Here is a 1043-nt window from a genome sequence, read left to right as displayed (position 1 = left end):
TGTGAAGCTTCAATAGGTTGTTGCGGGTGTTCACCCGGAGTGGTTTTGAGAGACTGGGAATCGCCAAACCCCCGATCCACTCAACACCTAAAGCCGGATGAACACCCATAAGAATGCCCGATTGACGTACCTGCGGCGATTGGAGATGGTTCAAGACATCACAAAACGTGGCTTATCAGCCTCACAAGCAGCCCTTGCACATGGTGTGAGCGCCGTGACCGCCAGGAAATGGCTTGGGCGTTATCTGATCGGTGGTGCTGCGGGACTTTTTGACAAGTCCTCTCGACCCGAGCTGTCTCCCAGAGCTATCGATCCGAGCGTTGCTCTGACGATTGTTGAGCTGCGCCGCAAGTTGCTCTTGCAATCGCGTATCGCCTCGTACACGGGCGTCTCCAAGGCCACCGTCAGCCGTGTGCTGCGGCGAGCCGGTCTGTCAAAGTTCAGCGACCTGGCGCCACCGGATCCAGTGCAACGTTATGAGCGCGAAGCGCCTGGCGATCTGCTGCACATCGACATCAAGAAGCTGGGACGATTCTCTGACGTGGGGCACCGAATTACCGGCGACTACAGCAAACGAACAAAGGGGCTCGGTTGGGAATACCTGTTCGTGGCCGTCGACGATCACGCGCGCGTCGCCTTCACCGACATGCGTCCTGACGAGCGCAAGGACAGCGCACAGAGCTTCCTGCGCGCTGCCGTCGCGTACTTCGCCAGGATGGGTGTGAAGGTCCAGCGTCTGATCACGGACAACGGACCGGCCTTCCATTCGTTCCCGTTCCGGGATGCTTGCATCGAGCTGGGCATCAAGCAGAAGTTCACTCGCGCCTACCGACCGCAGACCAACGGTAAAGCTGAGCGCTTCATCCAGTCAGCGCTGCGCGAGTGGGCCTATGGCCGTGCGTACGCCAACTCCGACGATCGTCGTGCGGCCTTGCCTGTCTGGAATCACTTCTACAACTGGCACCGCCCACACCACGGCATAGCCTGCCAGCCGCCTATGTCCCGAATCGCAAAGTCACGAAAGAACCTCTTGACTCTTCACA

Annotated in this window: 1 protein-coding gene; it reads left to right on the top strand. The window is 58.9% G+C overall.

What is annotated here, in order from left to right:
- Window positions 1–97: 97 nt before the first annotated feature.
- The coding region (locus ASD34_RS05070; protein ID WP_056573683.1) for an IS481 family transposase at window positions 98–1043 on the top strand (946 nt) is incomplete at its 3' end.

Source organism: Variovorax sp. Root473 (genome assembly GCF_001426505.1).
In the GTDB taxonomy this organism is placed as follows: Bacteria; Pseudomonadota; Gammaproteobacteria; order Burkholderiales; family Burkholderiaceae_C; genus Variovorax.
The sequence above is the reverse complement of the archived record's forward strand: the minus strand, read 5'-3'. Positions and strand labels throughout refer to the sequence as shown.